Origin of the sequence: Citrobacter sp. TBCS-14, assembly GCF_005280805.1 — a bacterium.
In the GTDB taxonomy this organism is placed as follows: domain Bacteria; phylum Pseudomonadota; class Gammaproteobacteria; order Enterobacterales; family Enterobacteriaceae; genus Citrobacter; species Citrobacter gillenii.
Window position 1 is genome coordinate 1 of the sequence record NZ_SZWM01000480.1, and the last position, 542, is coordinate 542.

General features: G+C 55.8%; 1 protein-coding gene and 1 pseudogene. Both read left to right on the forward strand.

The genetic code is table 11. The annotated features are described in order from the left end of the window. Positions 1 to 280, forward strand: a pseudogene (locus tag FDX22_RS19350) (acetate kinase); the annotation flags it as partial. Between the two features lie 75 nt (positions 281 to 355). After that, positions 356 to 542: AAA family ATPase (locus FDX22_RS19355; protein WP_146717643.1), on the forward strand; the 187-nt coding region annotated here is incomplete at its 3' end.

Consider the following 542-nt stretch of genomic DNA (forward strand, 5'->3'; position numbering starts at 1 on the left):
CCGTCTGGCGAAATACATCGGTTCCTACACCGCGCTGATGGATGGTCGTCTGGATGCGGTTGTCTTCACCGGTGGCATTGGTGAAAACGCCGCGATGGTTCGTGAACTGTCTCTGGGCAAACTGGGCGTTCTGGGCTTCGAAGTTGACCACGAACGTAACCTGGCCGCACGTTTCGGCAAATCTGGTTTCATCAACAAAGAAGGTACCCGTCCTGCGGTGGTTATCCCAACCAACGAAGAACTGGTTATCGCGCAAGACGCGAGCCGTCTGACTGCCTGATTTCACACCGCCAGCCTAGCTGGCGGTGCTGTTTTGTAACCCGTCGAAATCGACGGTAACGAAAGAGGATAAACCGTGTCCCGTATTATTATGCTGATCCCTACCGGAACCANCCTGACCAGCGTCAGCCTTGGCGTGATCCGTGCTATGGAACGCAAAGGCGTTCGTCTGAGCGTCTTTAAGCCTATCGCTCAGCCTCGTGCCGGTGGCGATGCGCCTGACCAGACTACCAGCATCGTGCGTGCTAACTCTTCTCTGCCAG